Annotated in this window: 1 pseudogene; it reads right to left on the minus strand. The window is 42.7% G+C overall.

The window, feature by feature from the left end:
• Nucleotides 1-323: 323 nt before the first annotated feature.
• Nucleotides 324-1058 (minus strand): annotated as a pseudogene (gene trpA / locus ACTNA4_RS16060) (tryptophan synthase subunit alpha); the annotation flags it as partial.
• Between the last annotated feature and the right edge of the window lie 114 nt (nt 1059-1172).

Here is a 1172-nt window from a genome sequence, read left to right on the forward strand (position 1 = left end):
AACCGTTCTTGAAAAATCTCTTAAAGAATTTTCAGGGTTGTTGTCTATTGTTTAGTTATCAATGTTCTTTCTTCTCTGTCTCGCGACAGCTATATTAGATTATCACATCTTTCGACGTTTGTCAACAACTTTTTTTCACCAGACTTCTGCATACCGCCCCTGGCCTCTGTCTCAGCCCTTCTAAAATAAGTTATGACCCGTTGCCCGCCGTCTCATTTCTGAGTACTGACCAATCAACGAGTCATATCTTACCACTTCATTTTGAAATTGTCAATAATGTTTTTGTTTTTTATTTATTTCAGACAATTCAAACAATTTCATTGTTATATCGCTTCTTTCATGCTTTTCACATAGTCACTTACATATGGTACGCATTCTTCTCCATACTTTGCCACTATTTTGACAATCGCCGATCCTACAATCACTCCGTCAGCCACAGCTGCCATATCTTTTGCCTGATCCGGAGTCGCAATTCCAAATCCGACTGCACATGGAATATCGGACACTTCTTTCACTTTTCTGATCATTGCTCCAATATCGGTCTTGATTTCACTGCGCACTCCGGTTACCCCAAGCGATGATACACAATAAAGGAATCCTTCCGCCTCCCTGGCGATCATCTGGATTCTTTTGTCCGATGTTGGCGCGATCAGAGAGATTAATTCGATTCCGTATTCACGGCAGACATCTTCCAATTCTCCTTTTTCTTCATATGGCATATCCGGTACGATTACGCCGACCATTCCACATTCAACGCAACGTTCCATAAAATGCCTCTTCCCGTAACTGTAAATTGCATTTACATAAGTCATAAACACACGCGGCACATACATTTCATCTTTTATTTCTTTCATCGCGTCAAAAAGCTTGTCCGTTGTACATCCGCCTTTCAGCGCACGTTCATCTGCCTCCTGAATGACAGGTCCCTCCGCGATCGGGTCTGAGAATGGAATTCCCACTTCAATCAGATCAGCTCCTGCCTCCTGCATGGCAAGCAAGAGTTTTTTTGTTACATCCAGTGCAGGATCTCCTCCTGTGATAAATGGAATAAATGCTTTTTTATTTGTGACATGCTCCCACTACTTAAGCCCTAAAGCTTTGAAGTAGGGGCTTCTTACTCAATAACCCGATAGGGCTAAGTATCAATAAGCTATCCCCGCGTGCCCCGCGGT

The organism is Bariatricus sp. HCP28S3_A7 (genome assembly GCF_052066375.1).
Classification (GTDB): Bacteria; Bacillota; Clostridia; order Lachnospirales; family Lachnospiraceae; genus Allocoprococcus.